The sequence below is a fragment of the Kribbella sp. NPDC050459 genome (assembly GCF_040655315.1).
GTDB lineage: Bacteria > Actinomycetota > Actinomycetes > Propionibacteriales > Kribbellaceae > Kribbella.
On sequence record NZ_JBFAJQ010000001.1, the window covers coordinates 327,825 to 345,670 of the forward strand.

Consider the following 17,846-nt stretch of genomic DNA (forward strand, 5'->3'; position numbering starts at 1 on the left):
ACGGGTCCCGGGGACCGGCGACCCGGAAGACAACCGACACGGCGGGCGGCAGCTGATGGCAGACAAGCAGCTTCCGACGGCGGTCAGGTGGGCTGACGACCGTCTCGGGATCGCGAATATCGGCAGGAAGAACCTCCGGAAGATCTTTCCGGACCACTGGTCGTTCATGCTCGGCGAGATCGCCCTCTACAGTTTCCTGATCCTGGTGCTGACCGGTGTGTTCCTGACGCTGTGGTTCAAGCCGTCGATGGCCGAGGTCGAGTACCAGGGCTCGTACAGCATGCTCAAGGGCCTGCACATGTCGGAGGCGTACGAGTCGGCGCTGAACATCTCGTTCGACGTCCGCGGCGGCCTGCTGATGCGCCAGATCCACCACTGGGCCGCGGTGCTGTTCGTCGCCGCGATGAGCGTGCACCTGTTGCGGATCTTCTTCACCGGCGCGTTCCGCAAGCCGCGCGAGCTGAACTGGCTGATCGGCATCGTGATGCTGTTCCTGGGCGTCGTGGAAGGCTTCATCGGCTACGGCCTGCCCGACGATCTCCTGTCGGGCACCGGCCTGCGGATCACCCAGGGCCTCGTGCTGGCCGCTCCGGTGGTCGGCAGCTACCTGGCGTTCTTCATCTTCGGAGGAGAGTTCCCCGGCGACGACTTCGTCTCCCGGTTCTTCACCGTCCACGTGCTGCTGATCCCCGGGATCCTGCTGGCCTTGATCACGGTGCACCTGTTCCTGGTCGTCTATCACAAGCACACGCAGTACCGCGGACCCGGCCGGACCGAGAAGAATGTGGTCGGCTTCCCGCTGTTCCCGGTGTACGTCGCGAAGGCGGGCGGCTTCTTCTTCGTGGTGTTCGGCGTCACCGCGCTGATGGGCGCGCTGCTCCAGATCAACCCGGTCTGGCTCTACGGGCCGTACAACCCGGCCGAGGTGACGGCGGGGTCGCAGCCCGACTGGTACATGGGGTGGCTGGACGGCGCCGTCCGGCTGATGCCCGGTGCCGAGTCGCACTTCTGGGGCGTCACGGTCAGCTGGAACATCTTCCTGCCGGCGTTGCTGGTGCCGCCGCTGTTCATCGGGTTCGTTGCCCTCTACCCCTTCCTCGAGGCGTGGATCACCGGCGACCGGCGCGAGCACCACCTGCTCGACCGGCCGCGGGACAACCCGACCCGGACCGGCGTCGGCGTCGCGATGATCACCTTCTACGGCGTCCTGTGGCTGAACAGCGGCAACGACCTGATCGCGACGCACTTGCACAGCTCGATCAACGCGATCACCTGGACCTGCCGGGTGCTGATCGTCGCCGGGCCGGTCCTCGCGTTCTGGATCACCAGGCGCTGGGCGATCTCGCTCCAGCGGGCGGACCGGGAGCGGCTGCTGCACGGCCGGGAGAGCGGCGTCATCGTCCGCGCACCCGACGGCGGGTACTCCGAGCGGCACGCGGAGATCTCGGTGTACGAGGCGTACGCGCTGACCGCCCGCGACCGGGACACCGTGCTCGACGAGCCGCCGCCGGCCGACGAGAACGGCGTCGCGCGGCCGCACCGCCGGCGCGAGCGTCTCCGGTCCGCGCTGAGCCGCTTCTACTTCGCCGACGCCGTCCAGAAACCGACCGCCGCCGAGCTCGAAGCCGCCCACGCCGACGACGCGGATCACGCCGATCACGCCGCCGAGACCGACGGCACTCGCGAGCTCGAGTCCGCCACTCAGCGGGAGCGCTCCAGGACCTAGCCCGTCGACATGACTATCGTAGAAGGATGCCGAACCGTCCGAGTGCCGCCCGCCCCGCCGTCCCGGAGGAGATGGTGTGGCCGGTGGGGCGTGTCGCGGAGATGCTCGGCGTCCCGACGGTGACGATCCGGAGCTGGGAGCGGCGCTACGGCATCGGCCCGTCGCAGCGCAGCACCGGGCAGCATCGTCGTTATTCGGCCGACGACGTGGCCAGGCTGCGCCGGATGATCGCCTTGATCGCGAAGGGCGCCGCGCCGGTGGACGCCGCGCGGCTGACCGCGGGGACCGGTCCGGACGTCACCGAACCCGACGCGCTGCTCGCGTCGGCGGAGTCGTACCGGGTCACCACGATGGCGGAGATCCTCGACAACCTGCTGCAGAAACGCGGCGTCGGGCCGGCCTGGAACGAGGTGATCGCGCCCGCGTTCCACGAACTGGAGCGCCGGTTCACCGACATCGGCGACTGTATCGATCTCACGTTCCTGCTGGCCAGGACGGTCGAGGACGCGATCGAGCGGTACGTCGCCGAGCGCGGCCTGCTGCGCACCGGACGCCCGTGCCTGCTCGCCATCTGCCCCGACGAGCGCCACACCTTGCCGATGACCGTCCTGCGCGGCTGTCTGCTCGAGCGGGGCATCCCGGCGATCGCTCTCGAGGCAGGTCTGAACGACGACGCCGTGGTGGCGGCGGCGGAGCGGACCGATCCCACGGTGGTGGTGCTGTGGACGACGCTGCGGCGCAGCGGCCAGACCGCCCTCAGCAGGCGCCTGCAGCGGCTGGGGCACCAGGTCCTGAAGGCAGGCCACGGCTGGCCCGGTCCCGATCGTGAGCTGGACGACCTGGACGGGGCCGTGACGCGAATCGTCGCAGCGTCTCGTCAGATGCAGCGGGCCTGACGGTCAGCTGGGCAGCGTGCCCCGGATGATGCTGTCGTGGGAGTGCTCCGGGTTCCCGTCGTCCGGTTCGAGGGAGATGTCGACGATGCGGTAGCCCTGGCCGGTCAGGTCGGACGGGATCTGGAAGGTGCCGCCCGTGCTCGGGTTCAGCACGCCGAGCGCGACCATCCGCTTGCCGTCCTCGTTGATCAGCCAGACCTCGTAGAAGCCCGGACTTGCCGCCAGGCCCGTCGCGCTGACCTTCAGCTCGATCCCGTTGGCTCCGCGGAGGAGGTCGGCGTTGCCGTCGCCGGACTTGCCGGCCAAGGGTTCCAGCTTGGCGACCGCCTGGGAGGTCGGCCCGCCCGCATCGTCCGAGGTGACCAGGAGCGCGCCGATCGCGCCGACGCCGATGCCCACCACGGCAGCGATGCTCGCAGCGATCGCCAACGCGGTCCTGCCGACCGGGCGTCGCCGTGGCCTGAGCTCGGCAACGGACGCGTCAGGCACGGACGACGGCACAGCTGACGGCGCCGACCGTGCTGACCGTACGGATGGCCGCGCTTGCGTCGTGCCGGGCTCGAAGCCGAGCTCGGCGCCGATCCGGTCCCAGACGTCGGCGGGTGCCGTGCCCAGGCGCGGCAGCTCACCGATGTGCCCCGCGACGACCCGCAGCTCCTGCAGGCTCTCGCGGCAGCGTCCGCACAGCCGCAGGTGATCGGCGGCGGCATCATCGGGCGTCTCGCCGTCGATGACCCACTGGGCCAGCAGTTCCTCATCCAGATGTGTCGTCACCTTTCACCTCCTTCAGTCTGTCACGCAGGTGCAGCAGGCCGCGCCGGACATGACTCTTCACGGTTCCGAGCGGCAGGTCGAGCTGCTCCGCGATCGCGGGGTACGTCTGGTCTTCGTAGAAGGCGAGGCGAAGGATGGTTCGGCGCGGGTCGTCGATCTTGGCCAGCTCGTCGGCCAGGACCACCTTGTCGACCGTGTCCTGGTCGACGCGGTCCGGCGACGTCTCCCGGTCCAGCAGGCCGCCGGCCGCCTCGGCGTTGCGGTGCTCCCGGCTCCGGGCGGCGAGCCGGTCCGCGATCCGGTGCCTGGTGATACCCGTCAGCCAGGCGCCGAGCTCGCCGTGCGACGGGTCGAAGTTCGCACGCCCGCGCCAGGCGGACACGAAGACCTGCTGGGTCACGTCCTCGGCGTCGGTCCGGTCGCCGAGAGCTCGCAGCGCCAAGGTGAACACCAGGCCGGACCACTGCCGGTAGGCGTCCGCGAGGCTCTGCTCGCGGCCTTCCGCCAGACCTTTCGCAATGTCGGGCGGCCACGGTGCGCCGGCCTCGATGCTGGTCACAAACGGCACTGTAGCGAATCTCCCGTGCGGGAGCCGGTGCCGACGGCCGGGCCGCGCCGAAACGTCACCGCGCCCAGGCGTCCGGTCACGCTGCGCTGATCCCGGACTCGCCGTACGGCGCTCATGTGGGCGCTGCCGTGACGACGAGGTTGTCCCGGTAGCCGCCGGCGGTGCGGTCGTAGGGTCCGCCGCAGGTGATGATCCGCAGCAGCGGCGTGCCGTCGCGATCGAAGACCCGGTCGAGGGCCAGGCTCGACTTCGCGATGTCCTCGACGGTCCGGACCCGGTAGCTGGTCGTCGAGTTGTCGCTCAGCCGGACCGTCACGAGGTCCCCGGGCCGGAGCTTCCGGAGCCGGACGAGGGGCCCCACGCCGTACTGCTTGCTGTCGAGGTGGCCGCCGAGGACCACCGAGCCGCGTTGGTCGGTCGTGCTCGGCCCGAACCGGTACCAGCCGATGACGGCGGGATTCGGCGGCAGCTCCATCTGCCCGTCGGCCGCCACGCCCACGGCAACGACCGGAACGTCGACCCCGATGGATTCGAGTCGCAAGCGGTTCGGCTGGACGACCTCGGCCGCGGTGGGCGGCTCGGCCGGCCGGACGCGAATCCCGTTCCCGGTCGTTGCCGGGGGAGCGGACGGAGCGGTCGACCGTGCCGGTGAAGGAGTGGTCGGCGACACCGGTGCGGTCTGCTGTGTCCGCTCGCTCCGGTCACTGCCGGCCGGTGCTTCGCCGGAGGACGAGCAGCCGGCCGCCAGGCCGAAGACCGGGAGCGCGGCCGTCAGGACGACGGCCGCACCGCGGGTGATTCTCACGACCGGGCACGCTGCCGGATGGCCGCCGTGCCGAAGCCGATCATGCCCAGGGCAACCAGGCCGAGTACGCCGGTGAGCCACAGGAAGCCGGCGGACGTGTCCTGCGCGGCGGCCTGACCGCCGGTTCCGCCCGGGACGCCGGACGGGTTGCCGTGCAGGCCGCCGATCGTCTGGACGGCCAGCTTCAGGTTCTTGTCCGCGGCGCTGCCCCACGCGTACACGATCGTGTTGGTGCCTTCCTTCAGGTTGACGTCGGCCGGGCCGATCGCGACGGTCGACGTACCGGCGAGGACCACGTCGGCCTTGACCGTGCCGGCGGGCAGGTCGGCCTTGGCCTCGTTGGGGTTGGTCAGGCCCTTGAACACGGGCTTGCCGCCCGCGCGGACGTCGACGGCGGGCGCTGCCGCGTCGTGCCGCACGGTCAGGCGCGCCTGCCCGGCCGAGAGCTTCGAGACGTCGTTGACGTACGGCGTCAGGACCGGCTTGCCGGCCGCGGACAGGTGCGCGACGACGGTGATGTTCGCGCCGCCCGGGACCTTGACGTCGTTCGCCTGGATGACCGCCGCACCTCCGGCGCCCGCACCGGCCGCCGTGACCTTGAGGTCGTACGTGCCCTCCGGGAGCTTGACCGGGTCGGTCAGCGTTCCGGGCTTGAAGTTGGTCAGCAGTGCCTTGCCGTTGGCGTAGACATCGACCGTCGCACCGGGCACCGCGTGCAGCACGGACACGGACGAGGTAGCTGCCGGCTTCGCTTCGGCGCTGGCAGCCACGGCCGCCGGCGCACCGGCAACCACGAGGCCGGTGGCGAGCAGTGCAGTGACTCGACGCACGGACATAGGAACCCTCCTAGGATCGGACTACTTACCCCCTCTTCCGACGCAGCCGGCGGCGCGGATGCGCTGATTCCGAAATTTATGCAAAAGTGAGGCAACGGCCTGCGGTGGTTCGTGAGATGCTGGCCGACGTGGGGAACCCGGTTGGTGCGATCCGGAGGTAACCGTTCATGGGACTCACCCGTTCGGCAGTTGTCGCCGCGCCGCGGTCGGAGGTCTACGCCTGGCACGAGCGGCCGGGAGCGATCGTCCGGCTGACGCCGCCCTGGATGCCGGTCAGCATCGAGCAGGAGGCCACCGACCTGTCCGGCGGCACCGCGGTGCTGGGGTTCCCGCTGGGATTCCGGTGGATCGCGCGGCACAGCTCGGCGGAGGTGCCGCAGCGGTTCGTCGACGAGTTCGACACGCCGTTGGCGCGGCAGATCGTCCACTGGCGGCACACCCACGAGTTCGTTGCCGAGGACGACGATCACACCAGGGTCGTCGACGACATCCGCAGCAACGTCCCCGGATTCCTGCTGCGCTCGATGCTGGAGTACCGGCACCGGCAACTGGCCGACGACCTCGCCGCGCTGCAGCGGGCGCATGCCACGGGGATGCGCCCGCTGACGGTCGCGGTCACCGGGACGCACGGAACCATCGGCCGCTCGCTCTGCGCGCTGCTGAGCACCTCCGGGCACACCGTCGTCAAGCTGGTTCGCGGCGAACCACGAGGGACCGACGAGCGTCGGTGGGACCCGGCGAGCCCGGATCGCTCACTGCTGGAGGGGATCGACGCCGTCGTCCATCTGGCCGGAGCCTCGATCGCCGGCCGCTTCACGCCACAGCACAAGCAGCGGTTGCGGGATTCCCGCATCGGTCCGACCACAGCTCTGGCAGAGCTCGCGGCTGCGACCGACGGAGGACCGTCGGTGTTCGTTTCCGCCTCGGCGATCGGGTACTACGGCGCCGACCGCGGTGACGAGGAGCTGACGGAGAGCAGCGCCCGGGGCGAAGGCTTTCTCGCCGAGCTCGTGAGTGACTGGGAGCAGGCGACCGAGCCGGCTGCGGCGGGAGGCCTGCGGGTCGTGCAGGTCCGGACCGGCTTGGTGCAGACTCCGGCGGGCGGCACGCTGAAGGCCCTCTACCCGTTGTTCGCCGCCGGGCTCGGAGGCCGCCTCGGAAGCGGTGAGCAATGGCAGGCGTGGATCGGCATCGACGACCTGCTGGACATCTACCACCGGGCGCTGTACGACGATCAGCTCAGCGGCCCGGTGAACGCCGTCGCCCCGGCGCCGGTACGCAACCAGGACTACGCGGCCGTCCTGGCGCGGGTTCTGCATCGGCCCGCGCTGTTGCCGACTCCGTCGTTCGGCCCGCGGCTCCTACTCGGAGCTGAGGGTGCCGGCGAGCTGGCGGAGGCCAGTCAGCGCGTAGTGCCGACCCGCCTCGTCGAGGCTGGGCACGTCTTCCGCTACGCGGAGCTCGAGCCTGCCCTGCGTCATCTTCTCGGTCGAGCGCAGGGCTGACACTCGGCCTGCGGTCACCGCCTGAGGTCGCGGGCAACGGCTGCCGCCACGCGTCGACCGGACACCAGCGCGCCCTGGATCGAGCTGGTGTCCCGGTGGTCACCGCTGACGTAGAGCTGCGGACCGACCTTGGCGGGACTGGTGAAGACGTGGTTGGACCTCATCCGGGGGAGGGCTCGCGGGATGCGGTACTCCGCGACGAGCTCCCATCGGCTGGTGGACGTCCGGTAGAGCTCACCGAGCCGAGACCTGATCGCACTCAACGCCGGGGTGTCGCCAGGGACCGACGCGGCCACCAGGGCCTTTCCAGCGGGCGCGTAGGTGCCCGCCACCTCGCTCATGACCACCGTGTTCATGAGCGAGCCGGAGACGCCGTCCAGCATGAGCGTCGGCCGGCGGAGCGGCGGCTCGTCGACCGCGAAGTACCAGGTCGTGACGCCGCCCCACTCAGGAGCGCGGATCGCCGGTGCCAGCGCGGACGCCGCCGTACCGTCGGTCGCGATCACGACGGCCCGGGCCTTCAGGGGTACGGCGGAATCAGCTGAGCTGACCACACCGCCGTCGACCGACGTGACTGTCGTCGACAGGCTGAGCGCGTCGTCGGCGGCCAGGCCGGCGAGGGCGCGCGGCAGCGTCCGCATCCCGTCGGCGGGGACGGCGGCACCGCCCCGGACGAAGCATCTCCATACCAGGTGGAGCATCTTCGAGTTGGTGGTCAGCTCGGAATCCAGGAAGACACCGGCCAGGAACGGCCGGAAGATCTCCTCGATCGTGGGCCGCGAGATGTGCCACCTCGCCAGTTCGCGGCCGGTCTCGGTCGGTACCGCCGCGCGAAGGCGGGTCGCGTCGATCGTGGTGTCCCGGAGCGTGAGGGCGCCGACGGCCACGGCGTCCAGCGGGCGCTTGGCCGCGAAGCGGGCCAACGAGACCAGGGTCTCCCGGCCGCGCGACGAGAAGTCGAGATCCCACCGGTCGTCGCGCCCCTGCGCGAGCACGCCGCGGCTGAAGAACCTGAGGTCGAGGCTCTCCGGGTCGAGCAGTCGCCGGAGCTCCGGGTACGCCGGGAGCAGCACCTGGAAGCCTCGGTCCAGGAGAAAACCGTCGACCTCGTCCGTGCGAACCCGGCCGCCGACCTCATCGGCTTGTTCCAGCAGCTTCACCCTCAGGCCCGCGGCCTGCAGATGGATCGTCGCGGCCAGACCGGCCAGCCCGGCTCCCACGACGATGACGTCGGCGTCTTCCACGACCTGTCCCTTCCCGTCCGCTCGATCAGGGGGCCCGAGATCCCCTGTCGTCCTCCTGCGCGACGACCTCCTCGATGCCGTCGAGCGTCTCCAGTTGTTTCAGCGGGCGTGCCAGCCGATGGTTGTGGCGCAACCGCTCCTGGTTCCTGCTCAGGAACCACCAGTACCCGGCGGTGAACGGGCATGCGTCCGGGCCGACGCGCACCTTCGGGTCGTACACGCAGCTGCCGCAGTAGTCGCTCATCTTGTTGAGGTACGCGCCGCCGGCGGCATACGGCTTGGTGGCGAGCAGACCTCCGTCGGCGTGCTGGGACATGCCGACGACATTGGTCACCATGACCCAGTCGTAGCCGTCGACGAAGCTGCGGTGGAACCAGTCCGTCAGTTGGTCCGGCCGCCAGCCACGTTGCAGGGCGTAGTTGCCGAGGACCATGAGGCGCTGGATGTGATGCGCCCATCCGTTCTCCCGGACGCCCCGCAGCGTCTCGGACAGGCAGCGTGCCTGAACGTTGCCCTCGGCATCGAGATCCTGGAACCAGTCCGGTACGTCGCGGTGTGCACGGAGCGCGTTGCGCTCGCGGTAGTTCCGGTCGAAGTGCCAGTACAGCTGCCAGGTCCAGTCGCGCCAGCCGATGATCTGGCGGACGAATCCCTCGACCGCGGCGATCGGTGCCTGTCCGGAGCGGTACGACGCCGCGGCCGCTTCGACGACCTCGAGCGGATCGAGCAGGCCCAGGTTGAGCGGGATGGACAGCAGCGAATGCGCCATCCAGTCGTCGCCCGCGAGCATCGCGTCCTCGTGCGCCCCGAAGGCGGGCAGGCGGTGCTCGACGAAGTGTTCCAGGGCGGACACGGCTTCGGCGCGGGTCACCGCGAACCGGCGGGGACCGTCCGACCCGACGGAGCGCACCGTGCCGTCGCGCTCCCACCGATCGAGGTCCTGCCGGACCTCGGCGTCGATCGCGTCCTCCGCCGGCCACCACGGAGCGGGGGCCCCGAGCCGGCTGCTGCCTCGCGGCGGCGGTTTGCGGTTGTCATGGTCGAAGTTCCAGCGTCCGCCGGCGGGCGTGCTCCCGTCCATCAGGATCTCCCGCCGGACGCGGACGTCGCGATAGAAGTCCTCCAGCAGCAGACGGCGGCGGCCACGGTTCGCGGCCCAGTTGGCGAAATCCTCGCGGCTGGTCACAAAGCCTCTGGCCGGCAGGACGGTCACCGGTTCCTGCCGCTGGACGAATCTCTCCGCGGCGTGCGTCGTCGGTCCGCAGACCGTCAACGGTTCGTCGACCTGGGCGAGCGCGGCGGCGTAGGTGTCCGCCTGGATGAACATGGCCTGCCGATCCAGCTCGGCGGCTCGGTGGCGCAGCGCCGACAGCACCAGATGCGCCTTCTGCCGGTGGAAGCGGCGCCGGGCGAACGCGTGGCGGGACTCGATCAGCAGCACCGGTTGCTGCGGAGCGTCGAGGAAGTGCGGCCCGAGCTGATCCGCGAACAGCCATCGGCGCCCGAGGTCGCCGGTCGCTCGGCTGCGCGGTCCCATCTGACTCCCTCGACTCGCCGGTCCGTCTCGCCCCAAATCTATGCAGAGTCGATGCACAGTGGGAACCCGCAACGCCGATGCCCGCGTGCGGCGCGGTGACAGTCGCCACCGGTGTGCGACTCGTCACGTACCGGAAGTACATGGCATCCAAGGCGTTGGGTACCGGTCGGTTGCGAAGTTGACCGGTCCGCCGTTCAGCAGAGAGCGCGGACCCGGCCCGCTGATTGCCTTCCCGGATCAGCGCCGGAGCCGGGAAGGCAATCAGCCGCCTTCGGTCCGCAGGCCGTGTTTGCGCAGGGCCGCGTCGAGCCCGTTGCCGTGCTGTGCGTCGACGAATTCCTTGGACAGCTCACGGAGCTTGACGTTGCCGTCCTGGGAGCAGCGTTTGAGGACGTCGAACGCCACGCTCGACGTGATTCCGTAGCGATGCATCAGCAACCCTTGGGCCTGACCGATCAGATTGCGCGTGACGAGTGCCGTCCGGAGCTGCTCGATCAGTGTCCGGCTGTCGTCGAACAGCTGGACGTTGTCGAACGCGACGCCGGCGTTGAGCGCGAACAGCAGCGCCACGTCGTACGACATGCCTCCGAACGCGTCCGGCTCGGCGGAGAACAGGCTGAACGCCGCTGCCGCGTCGCCGTCGGCGGGCAGCGGGAGGAACAGGCAGCTCCGGTAGCCGGCGTTGATCGCCGCGGCGGCGAACTTCGGCCAGCGGTGATCCGCCGCCAGGTCGCCGATCCGGTGCGGCTCGCCGTACGTCAAGGTGTCGTGCAACGGGCCGTCGGCGGCGATCAGCTGAGCGGTGAACATGGGCTGGGCGGGCTCGGTGGTCGGGTCCGTGGGCTCCTGCCGGGCGATCACCTCGGCCTCGCCGTCCGCGAGGATCGCGATCGCGGCCGCGTCGCAGTCCGGGACGGTTCGCACGATCCGGCTGACGAAGCGACCCAGCGTGCTGGTGACGTCGTCGTCTGCCACCAGCCGGCTGACCTCTGCCAGCTCCTGAGCCAGTCCCAAGATGTCGTCCATGCGGCCATCATCCGTTGTCTCGCCCGCTGTGGATGAGGTGGGGGACGCGATCGTGTGCCGATGATGAAGGATGGACACGGCAGAGGCGTCCGGGCCGGAGCCCGGTTCGGCAGCGCATCGAGGTCCGGTTTTCGCCCTCGATGTGGTCATCGGGGCGTCGACCCTGGTGGTCGCGCGAACCGTCGCGGCCGGTCGCGGAGCGAAGCACGCGGTCGCCACGGCCCTCCAGGCTCCTGGCGCCGTTCCCGGCCACGTCGCCGGCCATGTTCCCGGCCGCGATCGGGTGGACAGCTGGGTGTCGGAGCTGGCACGGCGTGGTGAGCGGGAGCAGGACGAGCTCAAGGACCGGGTGACGTCGTTGGCCGACGACCTGGTCCGGGCGGTGCTGCATCTGGTGCTCGACCGGATCGACCTGACCGAAACGGTCCGGCAGTACGTCGACGTGAACAGCATCGTCCAGGACGTCGATCTCGACGCGGTGATCGGCCAGATGGACGTGGCCGGCCTGGCCGAGGGCGTGATCGCGGAGGTCGACATCGCCGAGATCATTCGCCAGTCCACCGGTTCGCTGACCTCCGAGACGGTGCAGAGCGTCCGGATGCAGGGCATTTCCGGCGACGAGGCCATCGACAAGGCCACCGGCCGGATCCGGGTGCGATTCCGCCGCAAGCACGCGCCGACGGCGGCGCGGCCGGAGCCGTGAGCCTGGGGTCCGTCCCGGCGGAGGCGCGGCCGTTCCAGGGCAGACCTGCAGGGCTGGTGACCAGGACCACCGCGGGAGTCGTCGACGTGATCGTTGTGCTCGCGTTGCTGATGATCGGATACCTGGCGATCAACGGCGCGCTGTTCGTCGCCGACCCGCGGCACTTCCATTTCGTGAGCGTGTCGTCGGTGGTGAGCCGGACGGTCGGTCTTTGCCTGCTGATCGGCTACCTCGCCGTGGCGTGGTGGCTGAACGGACGAACGTACGGCTGCCGCGTGATGGGCCTGCGGGTCATCGCCGCCAAGGGCGGTCGGGTGCGGCCCCTCGTCGCGCTGGTGCGGGCTGTCATCTGTGTCGTGTTCCCGATCGGGCTGCTCCTGTGTCTGTTCGGCCGGCGCCGCCGTTCGCTGCCGGACCTGCTGCTGCGAACGGCGGTCGTCTACGACTGGCGAGCTCAGCTGCCGGTGGTCACGCTGCCAGCGCCTTCGCCTTGAGCGTGTCGAACTCGGTCTGCGAGATGGTGCCCTCGTCGAGCATCGCCTTGGCCCGCTCGATCTGATCGGTCGGCGTGGCCGTCCCGGCGACGTTCCGGATGTAGGTCTCCTGCTCGTGCTGCGCGTCCTGGGCCCTGCTCGCCTGACGGTCCGCCATCGACTTGCCACGCACGATGACGTAGACGAGCGAGGTCAGCAGCGGCAGGAAGAACAGGCAGACCAACCAGATGGCCTTGACCACACCGGACGTGTCCCGGTCGCGGAAGATGTCCGTCAGGATCCAGAACAGCATCATCAGGTACGCGACGAACGCGAAGCTGATGATGATGAACCACACGACGTTCCAGAATGACATGTCAGTTCCCTTCTCACTGTCGACCAAGCTCGACAGCCTGACTCTGCTCCGCCCCAGGACCGCCGGGCATCATCCTTGCTGGGGGAGCGCGCGCCCCGGGAGGTCCTTCATCCCTCCTGGGTGAGTTCACCGGGTGCTCGCGCGCCTAGCGTCGAACTGCAGGCGCTGGACCGGGATCGACGGCGAATGCACCGGCCCGGCAACGGGTGAAGGGCGGCGAATGAAGCGGGAGTGGGCCGAGCATCCGCGCGTGCGGCGATTCGCCGGCTGGTTCCGGAAGAGCCTGATCGGCCGGATCGTCGTGGCCGCCCTCGAGATCCGGCTGTACGACCGGGCGCTGACCCTGGCCGGCAAGGCGTTCATCGCGCTGGTTCCGCTGCTGATCGTGGTGGCGACCCTGCTCAGCGGCTCGGGAGCGCTGGCGCTGGCCGACTGGCTGATCGACAAGTTCGACCTCACCGGGGGAGCCGCCGACGCGGTCCGGTCGCTGTTCGGCCGGCCGCCGTCGGCATCCGGCGGCCTGACGATCCTGAGCGTCCTCACCGTCCTGGTGTCGGCGAGCAGCTTCGCGCGGTCCGTCCAGCGAACCTTCGAGGCGGCGTGGAAGCTTCCCGCCCGTGGTCTGCGCGGTACCGTCAACGGCATCCAGGGCGCGGGTCTCGTCCTCCTGGTGCTGTTCGTGCTCGCCTACCTCGCGAGCCTGACCGACGAGCTGCCCGGTGGCCGGATCGTCACCGTCCTGGCACAGACCGCCGTCGCGATCCCCGGCTGGTGGCTCGCCAGCTGGCTGTTGCTGACCCGGCGGGTGGCGTGGCGCCTGCTGTTGCCGGGGGCGGTGGTCAGCGCGTTCGGGCAGGTGTTCGTGGGTGCGCTGGGCAGCCGGTACGTACCGCACCTGATCGAGCGGAACGCCGAGCGGTACGGCGTCATCGGCGTGGCGATCGCGATGATCTCCTGGCTGGTGATCCTCGCGCTGCTGATCGTCGCGTCGGCGGTCGTCGGCGCCCAGGTGGGCGCCACGCTGGCCGGGCGCGGTGCCGTGCCCGATCCAGCGCGGGAACCCGAACGAACGGCGTCAGGTGCGGATCGCGCCCGGCCGGGTCAGGGCCCAGATCACCCAGATGTCGAGGCCGATCAGCAGGAGTGACCACCACGGGTAGTACGGGATGAAGAAGAAGTTGTCGACCGCGCTGAGCACCACGAGGAACAACGCTGAGACACCGGCCCAGGTGGCCCGGCTGTACAGCCCGAAGGCGACCACGAGCAGCAGGATGCCGAGCACGAGGTGGATCCAGCCCCAGGCGGTGGTGTCGAGGTCGAAGGTGTACCCGCGGACCCTGATGAAGAACTCGTCGTTGATGATCGCGGCCAGGCCCGTGATCATGTGGAAGATCCCGATGATCACCAGCATTGTCGCCGCGAAGGTGATCCCGCCGACTGCCCAACCGGACACCGGCTGCTCTGATCGCTCTGTGCGACTCATCTCGCCTCCTCTTGTCACCCTGACCAGACGGTAGGCCGCGTCCGCCGGCTGCTGACTCACCCCTGACGGGTGAGCCCGTAGCTGTCAGGTGGTGCAGGCGGTGACGCCGCCTTCGACGCCGGTGCTGAACGCCGACGTCCGCTGTTCGGCGTTTCCGTGGTCGCTGACGTCGGTCCAGGGGTAGTCGTCCGCGACCGCCGCGAGCGTTCTCGCGATCTCCTCGCTGTCACCGGGTTCGATCGTGATCAGGCCCTCGTCGGCCGCGCCCTGGAGCGCGGCTCCGGCGAGGCAGTCCGCCTGGAGTTCCGCGGCGACCGAGACGCGGTCGTCGCGCAGCCTGGCCTGGATCGCGTGGCCCCACTCGTGCGCGATGATCAGGTACACCCAGGCGTCGCCGATCTGGCTGTAGCCGGCGGCCATCAGGTTGTCGTCCCAGGCCACGAAATCACCCGGCCGGCAGTACACGGCGTTGAACGGCACGGACTCCGGTTCGCCTCCGCACGGCGGCCCGTCGGTCCCGACGTACGACCCGGCGACGCGGGGACTTCGGTACGGCTGACCGAACAGTTCGGCGAAGTGCCGGCGCCAGAACGAGTCCACGGCGTTCACGGCGTCCTGCTCATCGGTCTTCATCGCTTCGCGATCGACCGCCGGCGTCACCGCCGCCGGCTGCGTAGTCGACTGGTCATACGGGTCCGAGGATGTCGTGTTGCAGGCGGCGACGAAGGCGACCGCGATCACGGCCGCAGCCGGCCGCCAGGTAAGCGTGCGCACGGGTACAGCCTCGGGGGACGGCGAGGTGACACGCATCCTCCTCGCCGGGTGATCGCGGTGCCCCGGACCTGAGCCGGCGGGGTTGTCCGGCGGGACGGACAAGTCGGGCGGATTCTGTCCGGTGGGACGGATACCTGGGCGTGGCGGCTGTCTAGCTTGGCGGCATGGCAGCGTTGACGGAGATCGAGAAGTGGCTGGCCGAGACCGTGCCGGGAGCCATCGAGCGGTACGACGTACCCGGGGTGGCGTGGGCGGTTCTGGCCGATGGAGAAGTGGTGGACGGCGCCGCGGGCGTCCTGAGCAGGTCGACGCTGGTCGATGCGACCGCGGACTCGGTGTTCCAGATCGGCTCGATCACGAAGCTGTGGACCGCCACGCTGGTGATGCAGCTCGTGGACGAGGGCAAGGTCGATCTGGACGTGCCGATCCGGACCTATCTGCCCGAGTTCCGGATCGCCGACGAGGAGGCCGCGGCCCGCATCACCACGCGGCAGCTGTTGTCGCACACGGCCGGCTTCGAAGGGGACATCTTCACCGACACCGGTCGCGGCGACGACTGCGTGGAGAAGTACCTGCAGGAGTTGCACGGGGTCGCCCAGCTGTTCCCGCCCGGTGAGCAGTTCTCGTACAACAACGCCGGCTACTGCGTCCTCGGACGGCTCGTCGAGGTGCTGCGGAACTCGCCGTACGACGTGTGCCTGCGCGACCACCTGATCGCGCCGCTCGGGCTCACCCACACCGCGCCCGGCCCGTACGAGGCGATCCTGTTCCGCGCGGCCGTCGGTCACATCGAGACCGAGCCGGGCGCCGGGTACCAGCCGGCACCGGTCTGGTCCCTGGTCCGGTCGAACGCGCCGGCGGGCTCCTCGCTCGCGATGCGGCCGCGAGACCTGCTGACCTTCGCCAAGCTGCACCTGGACGACGGCAAGGCCGCCGACGGCATGCAGGTGCTCGCCCCGGGCACCGCCGGCCGGATGCACGAGCAGCAGGTGGACCTCCCCGATCTCGGGTTGATGGGCACCTCCTGGGGCCTCGGCTTCGAGCGCTTCGAGACCCCTGACGGCCTGGTCATCGGTCACGACGGCGGAACCATCGGTCAGTCGGCGTTCCTGCGGATCGTCCCCGAGAGCGGCGTCGCCGTCGCCCTGCTGACCAACGGCGGCGACGCCATCTCCCTCTACCGCGACGTCGTCGGGCACGTGCTGGAACAGCTCGGCGGCGTGCAGTTGCCCGCACTGCCCGAGCCGCCGGCCGCAGCGGAGCGGATCGACGCCGGCCGGTACGTCGGCACCTACGAGGCGGACGTGGTGGAGATGACCGTCAGCCAGGACGCGGACGGCCGGATCTGGCTGGAGCAGAGGCCGAAGGGGGTCTTCGCGGAGCTCGGCGAACAGGTCGAGCGCAAGGAGCTCGTGCCGTACCGCGAGGGCAGCCTGATCCCGGTCGAGGCCGACCGCGGCATGCACCTGCCGCACGTCTTCGTCGGCGACGACGGTCACGGCCACGCCCTGTACCTGCACGTCGGCCGGGCCGTCCGCCGGGCCGGCGCCTGAGATCCCTCGACGAAACGGATTCCGCCATGTTCCTCCGCGCTCCTGTCTGTGCCGCCGTCCTGGTCTCGCTCGTTGCCTGTAGCAACCAGAGCGCCAAGGGCGGCGGTGACGCCCCGGTGGTGGACGGCGGCACGTTCACGATGGCGCTGCCGACCGATCCGGGCAACCTCGATCCGCAGTCGTCGGCCGCGGGCGCGCTGTTCACGGTGACCCAGCTGGCCTACGACCCGTTGCTGTCGGTCGACTCCGGCAACGGCGACATCCGGTCCGGTCTGGCGACCAAGTGGGCGGTGAACGGGAAGACCGTCACGCTGACCCTTGCCGACGGCATCAAGTGTTCCGACGGTACGCCGCTGACCGCGTCGAGCGTGGTCGCCAACCTGAAGTACGTCGGCGACCCGAAGAACAAGAGTCCGTTCCTCGGTACCTTCCTCCCGGTCGGCGCGACCGGGAAGGCCGACGATGCGACGAGGACCGTCACGATCACCCTCGCCACGCCGGCCCCGTTCGTCCTGAACGGCCTGGCCAGCCTGCCGATCGTGTGCCCGTCGGGTCTGACCGACCGCAAGTCGCTGGCGAACAAGACCTCGGGCACAGGGCCGTACGAGCTGACCGAGGCCGCACCCGGCGACCATTACACGTACCAGCGTCGCGACGGCTACGCCTGGGGACCGAACGGCGCGACGACCGCGACGCAGGGCATGCCGAAGACGGTCGTGATGAAGGTCGTCCAGAACGAGACCACCGCGGCGAACCTGCTGCTGTCCGGTGGTCTCAACGCCGCCGTGATCATCGGGCCGGACGCCCTGCGGCTCGAGAAGGCGGGTCTGTTCGCCACCAAGACGACGGCGTTGGTGGGCGAGCAGTGGTACAACCACGCCAAAGGCCGGGCGACCAGTGACGCGGCCGTCCGGATGGCGCTCACCCAGGCTCTCGACCTGCCCGAGCTCCGCAAGGTGCTCACTTCCGGGAAGGGTACGCCGCCGACCACGCTCGCGACGATCGAGCCGGCCGCCTGCGTCGGCGACGCGCTCGCGCGGAGCTTGCCGGCGCGCGACGTCGCGGCGGCGAAAACCGCCGTACAGAAGACGAATGTGCGGCCGCTGACGTTCTTGTACGACAACAGCCGGGGGAGCGGGGTCGCCGCGGCGGCCGAGCTCGCCGTCCAGCAGTGGCAGGCCATCGGGGTGAAGGTCACCGCGAAGGGCATGAACGGCACAGCGCTGAACGAGACGCTGTTCAGCTCCGGTGACTGGGACATCGTCTGGGTGCCGCTGGGCGTCAGCAGTCCGGACCAGGTCGTGCCGTTCCTGTCCGGCCCCGCCGCACCGAACGGAACCAACTTCGCCGCCATCCAGAACAAGACCTACGAGGCCACGATCCAGAAGGCGGGTGCGATGTCCGGCAAGGCGAGTTGCCCGACCTGGCTGGAGGCGGAGTCCGCGGTCGTGGCCGCCGCCGATCTGGTGCCGTTCGCGAACAGTGCGGTCCAGATGTTCGGCGCCAAGGCGCGGTTCGCGGCACCGGGACTCGTCCCGACCAGCATCCGGATGCTGGCGAACTGATC

At 69.9% G+C, this 17,846-nt stretch carries 18 protein-coding genes; 8 read left to right on the plus strand and 10 right to left on the minus strand.

Annotation, left to right across the window (positions count from 1 at the left end):
- Positions 1-55 precede the first annotated feature (55 nt).
- Together AB0I12_RS01615 and AB0I12_RS01620 are read left to right on the plus strand one after the other, a co-directional pair.
- Positions 56-1,726, plus strand: a complete 1,671-nt coding sequence (locus AB0I12_RS01615) for a cytochrome bc complex cytochrome b subunit (RefSeq protein WP_359923018.1) — start codon at positions 56-58, stop codon at positions 1,724-1,726.
- 26 nt (positions 1,727-1,752) lie between these two features.
- Positions 1,753-2,622 (plus strand): MerR family transcriptional regulator, encoded by an 870-nt coding sequence (locus AB0I12_RS01620; RefSeq protein WP_359923021.1) that lies wholly within the window; start codon positions 1,753-1,755, stop codon positions 2,620-2,622.
- Between the two features lie 3 nt (positions 2,623-2,625).
- Here AB0I12_RS01620 and AB0I12_RS01625 read toward each other — a convergent pair whose 3' ends face one another.
- The 4 genes from AB0I12_RS01625 to AB0I12_RS01640 all read right to left on the minus strand — a co-directional run bounded on the left by AB0I12_RS01625 (position 2,626) and on the right by AB0I12_RS01640 (position 5,605).
- Positions 2,626-3,396 carry an anti-sigma factor gene (locus AB0I12_RS01625; RefSeq protein WP_359923023.1) on the minus strand — a complete coding sequence of 257 codons (771 nt, stop codon included), beginning with the start codon at positions 3,394-3,396 and terminating at the stop codon, positions 2,626-2,628.
- On the minus strand, positions 3,377-3,955 hold the full coding sequence (locus AB0I12_RS01630; protein ID WP_359923026.1) for a sigma-70 family RNA polymerase sigma factor: 579 nt from the start codon (positions 3,953-3,955) through the stop codon (positions 3,377-3,379). The genes AB0I12_RS01625 and AB0I12_RS01630 overlap by 20 nt, the downstream gene beginning before the upstream one ends.
- A 121-nt stretch (positions 3,956-4,076) precedes the next feature.
- A complete protein-coding gene (locus AB0I12_RS01635) occupies positions 4,077-4,769 on the minus strand; it encodes a sortase (protein WP_359923029.1) in 693 nt (230 codons plus the stop codon).
- Positions 4,766-5,605, minus strand: coding sequence for a DUF4397 domain-containing protein (locus AB0I12_RS01640; protein ID WP_359923032.1), 840 nt, complete (start codon positions 5,603-5,605; stop codon positions 4,766-4,768). The genes AB0I12_RS01635 and AB0I12_RS01640 overlap by 4 nt, the downstream gene beginning before the upstream one ends.
- A 167-nt stretch (positions 5,606-5,772) precedes the next feature.
- Between AB0I12_RS01640 and AB0I12_RS01645 the strand changes: the two genes are divergently transcribed.
- Positions 5,773-7,110, plus strand: a complete 1,338-nt coding sequence (locus tag AB0I12_RS01645) for a TIGR01777 family oxidoreductase (protein WP_359923035.1) — start codon at positions 5,773-5,775, stop codon at positions 7,108-7,110.
- Positions 7,111-7,124: 14 nt separating this feature from the next.
- Here AB0I12_RS01645 and AB0I12_RS01650 read toward each other — a convergent pair whose 3' ends face one another.
- From AB0I12_RS01650 to AB0I12_RS01660, 3 genes are all read right to left on the minus strand, one after another.
- A complete protein-coding gene (locus AB0I12_RS01650; protein ID WP_359923038.1) occupies positions 7,125-8,354 on the minus strand; it encodes an NAD(P)/FAD-dependent oxidoreductase in 1,230 nt (409 codons plus the stop codon).
- 25 nt (positions 8,355-8,379) lie between these two features.
- The gene (locus AB0I12_RS01655) at positions 8,380-9,891 is read right to left on the minus strand and encodes a cryptochrome/photolyase family protein (protein WP_359923041.1); all 1,512 of its coding nucleotides are present in this window, start codon (positions 9,889-9,891) and stop codon (positions 8,380-8,382) included.
- A gap of 261 nt (positions 9,892-10,152) precedes the next feature.
- Positions 10,153-10,917: an ANTAR domain-containing protein gene (locus tag AB0I12_RS01660; protein WP_359923044.1), complete on the minus strand. Its 765-nt coding sequence runs from the start codon at positions 10,915-10,917 to the stop codon at positions 10,153-10,155.
- Between the two features lie 70 nt (positions 10,918-10,987).
- On the opposite strand from AB0I12_RS01660, the gene AB0I12_RS01665 reads away from it, so the two are divergent.
- Positions 10,988-11,620 (plus strand): hypothetical protein, encoded by a 633-nt coding sequence (locus AB0I12_RS01665; RefSeq protein ID WP_359923047.1) that lies wholly within the window; start codon positions 10,988-10,990, stop codon positions 11,618-11,620.
- Between the two features lie 56 nt (positions 11,621-11,676).
- Complete coding sequence (locus tag AB0I12_RS01670; RefSeq protein WP_359923049.1) at positions 11,677-12,114, plus strand: RDD family protein; 438 nt, start codon at positions 11,677-11,679, stop codon at positions 12,112-12,114.
- Here AB0I12_RS01670 and AB0I12_RS01675 read toward each other — a convergent pair.
- Positions 12,089-12,469: an SHOCT domain-containing protein gene (locus AB0I12_RS01675; RefSeq protein WP_359923051.1), complete on the minus strand. Its 381-nt coding sequence runs from the start codon at positions 12,467-12,469 to the stop codon at positions 12,089-12,091. The genes AB0I12_RS01670 and AB0I12_RS01675 overlap by 26 nt on opposite strands.
- A gap of 220 nt (positions 12,470-12,689) precedes the next feature.
- On the opposite strand from AB0I12_RS01675, the gene AB0I12_RS01680 reads away from it, so the two are divergent.
- The gene (locus AB0I12_RS01680; protein ID WP_359923053.1) at positions 12,690-13,616 is read left to right on the plus strand and encodes a YhjD/YihY/BrkB family envelope integrity protein; all 927 of its coding nucleotides are present in this window, start codon (positions 12,690-12,692) and stop codon (positions 13,614-13,616) included.
- Here the strand turns inward: AB0I12_RS01680 and AB0I12_RS01685 are convergent.
- Both AB0I12_RS01685 and AB0I12_RS01690 read right to left on the minus strand, forming a co-directional pair.
- Complete coding sequence (locus AB0I12_RS01685; RefSeq protein ID WP_359923056.1) at positions 13,545-13,952, minus strand: hypothetical protein; 408 nt, start codon at positions 13,950-13,952, stop codon at positions 13,545-13,547. The two genes, AB0I12_RS01680 and AB0I12_RS01685, sit on opposite strands and share 72 nt — an antisense overlap.
- 84 nt (positions 13,953-14,036) lie before the next feature.
- A complete protein-coding gene (locus tag AB0I12_RS01690; protein ID WP_359923059.1) occupies positions 14,037-14,726 on the minus strand; it encodes a neutral zinc metallopeptidase in 690 nt (229 codons plus the stop codon).
- A 164-nt stretch (positions 14,727-14,890) separates the two neighbouring features.
- On the opposite strand from AB0I12_RS01690, the gene AB0I12_RS01695 reads away from it, so the two are divergent.
- Together AB0I12_RS01695 and AB0I12_RS01700 are read left to right on the plus strand one after the other, a co-directional pair.
- The gene (locus AB0I12_RS01695) at positions 14,891-16,279 is read left to right on the plus strand and encodes a serine hydrolase domain-containing protein (protein ID WP_359923062.1); all 1,389 of its coding nucleotides are present in this window, start codon (positions 14,891-14,893) and stop codon (positions 16,277-16,279) included.
- Between the two features lie 26 nt (positions 16,280-16,305).
- A complete protein-coding gene (locus tag AB0I12_RS01700) occupies positions 16,306-17,844 on the plus strand; it encodes an ABC transporter substrate-binding protein (protein WP_359923065.1) in 1,539 nt (512 codons plus the stop codon).
- The last annotated feature ends 2 nt before the right edge of the window (positions 17,845-17,846 follow it).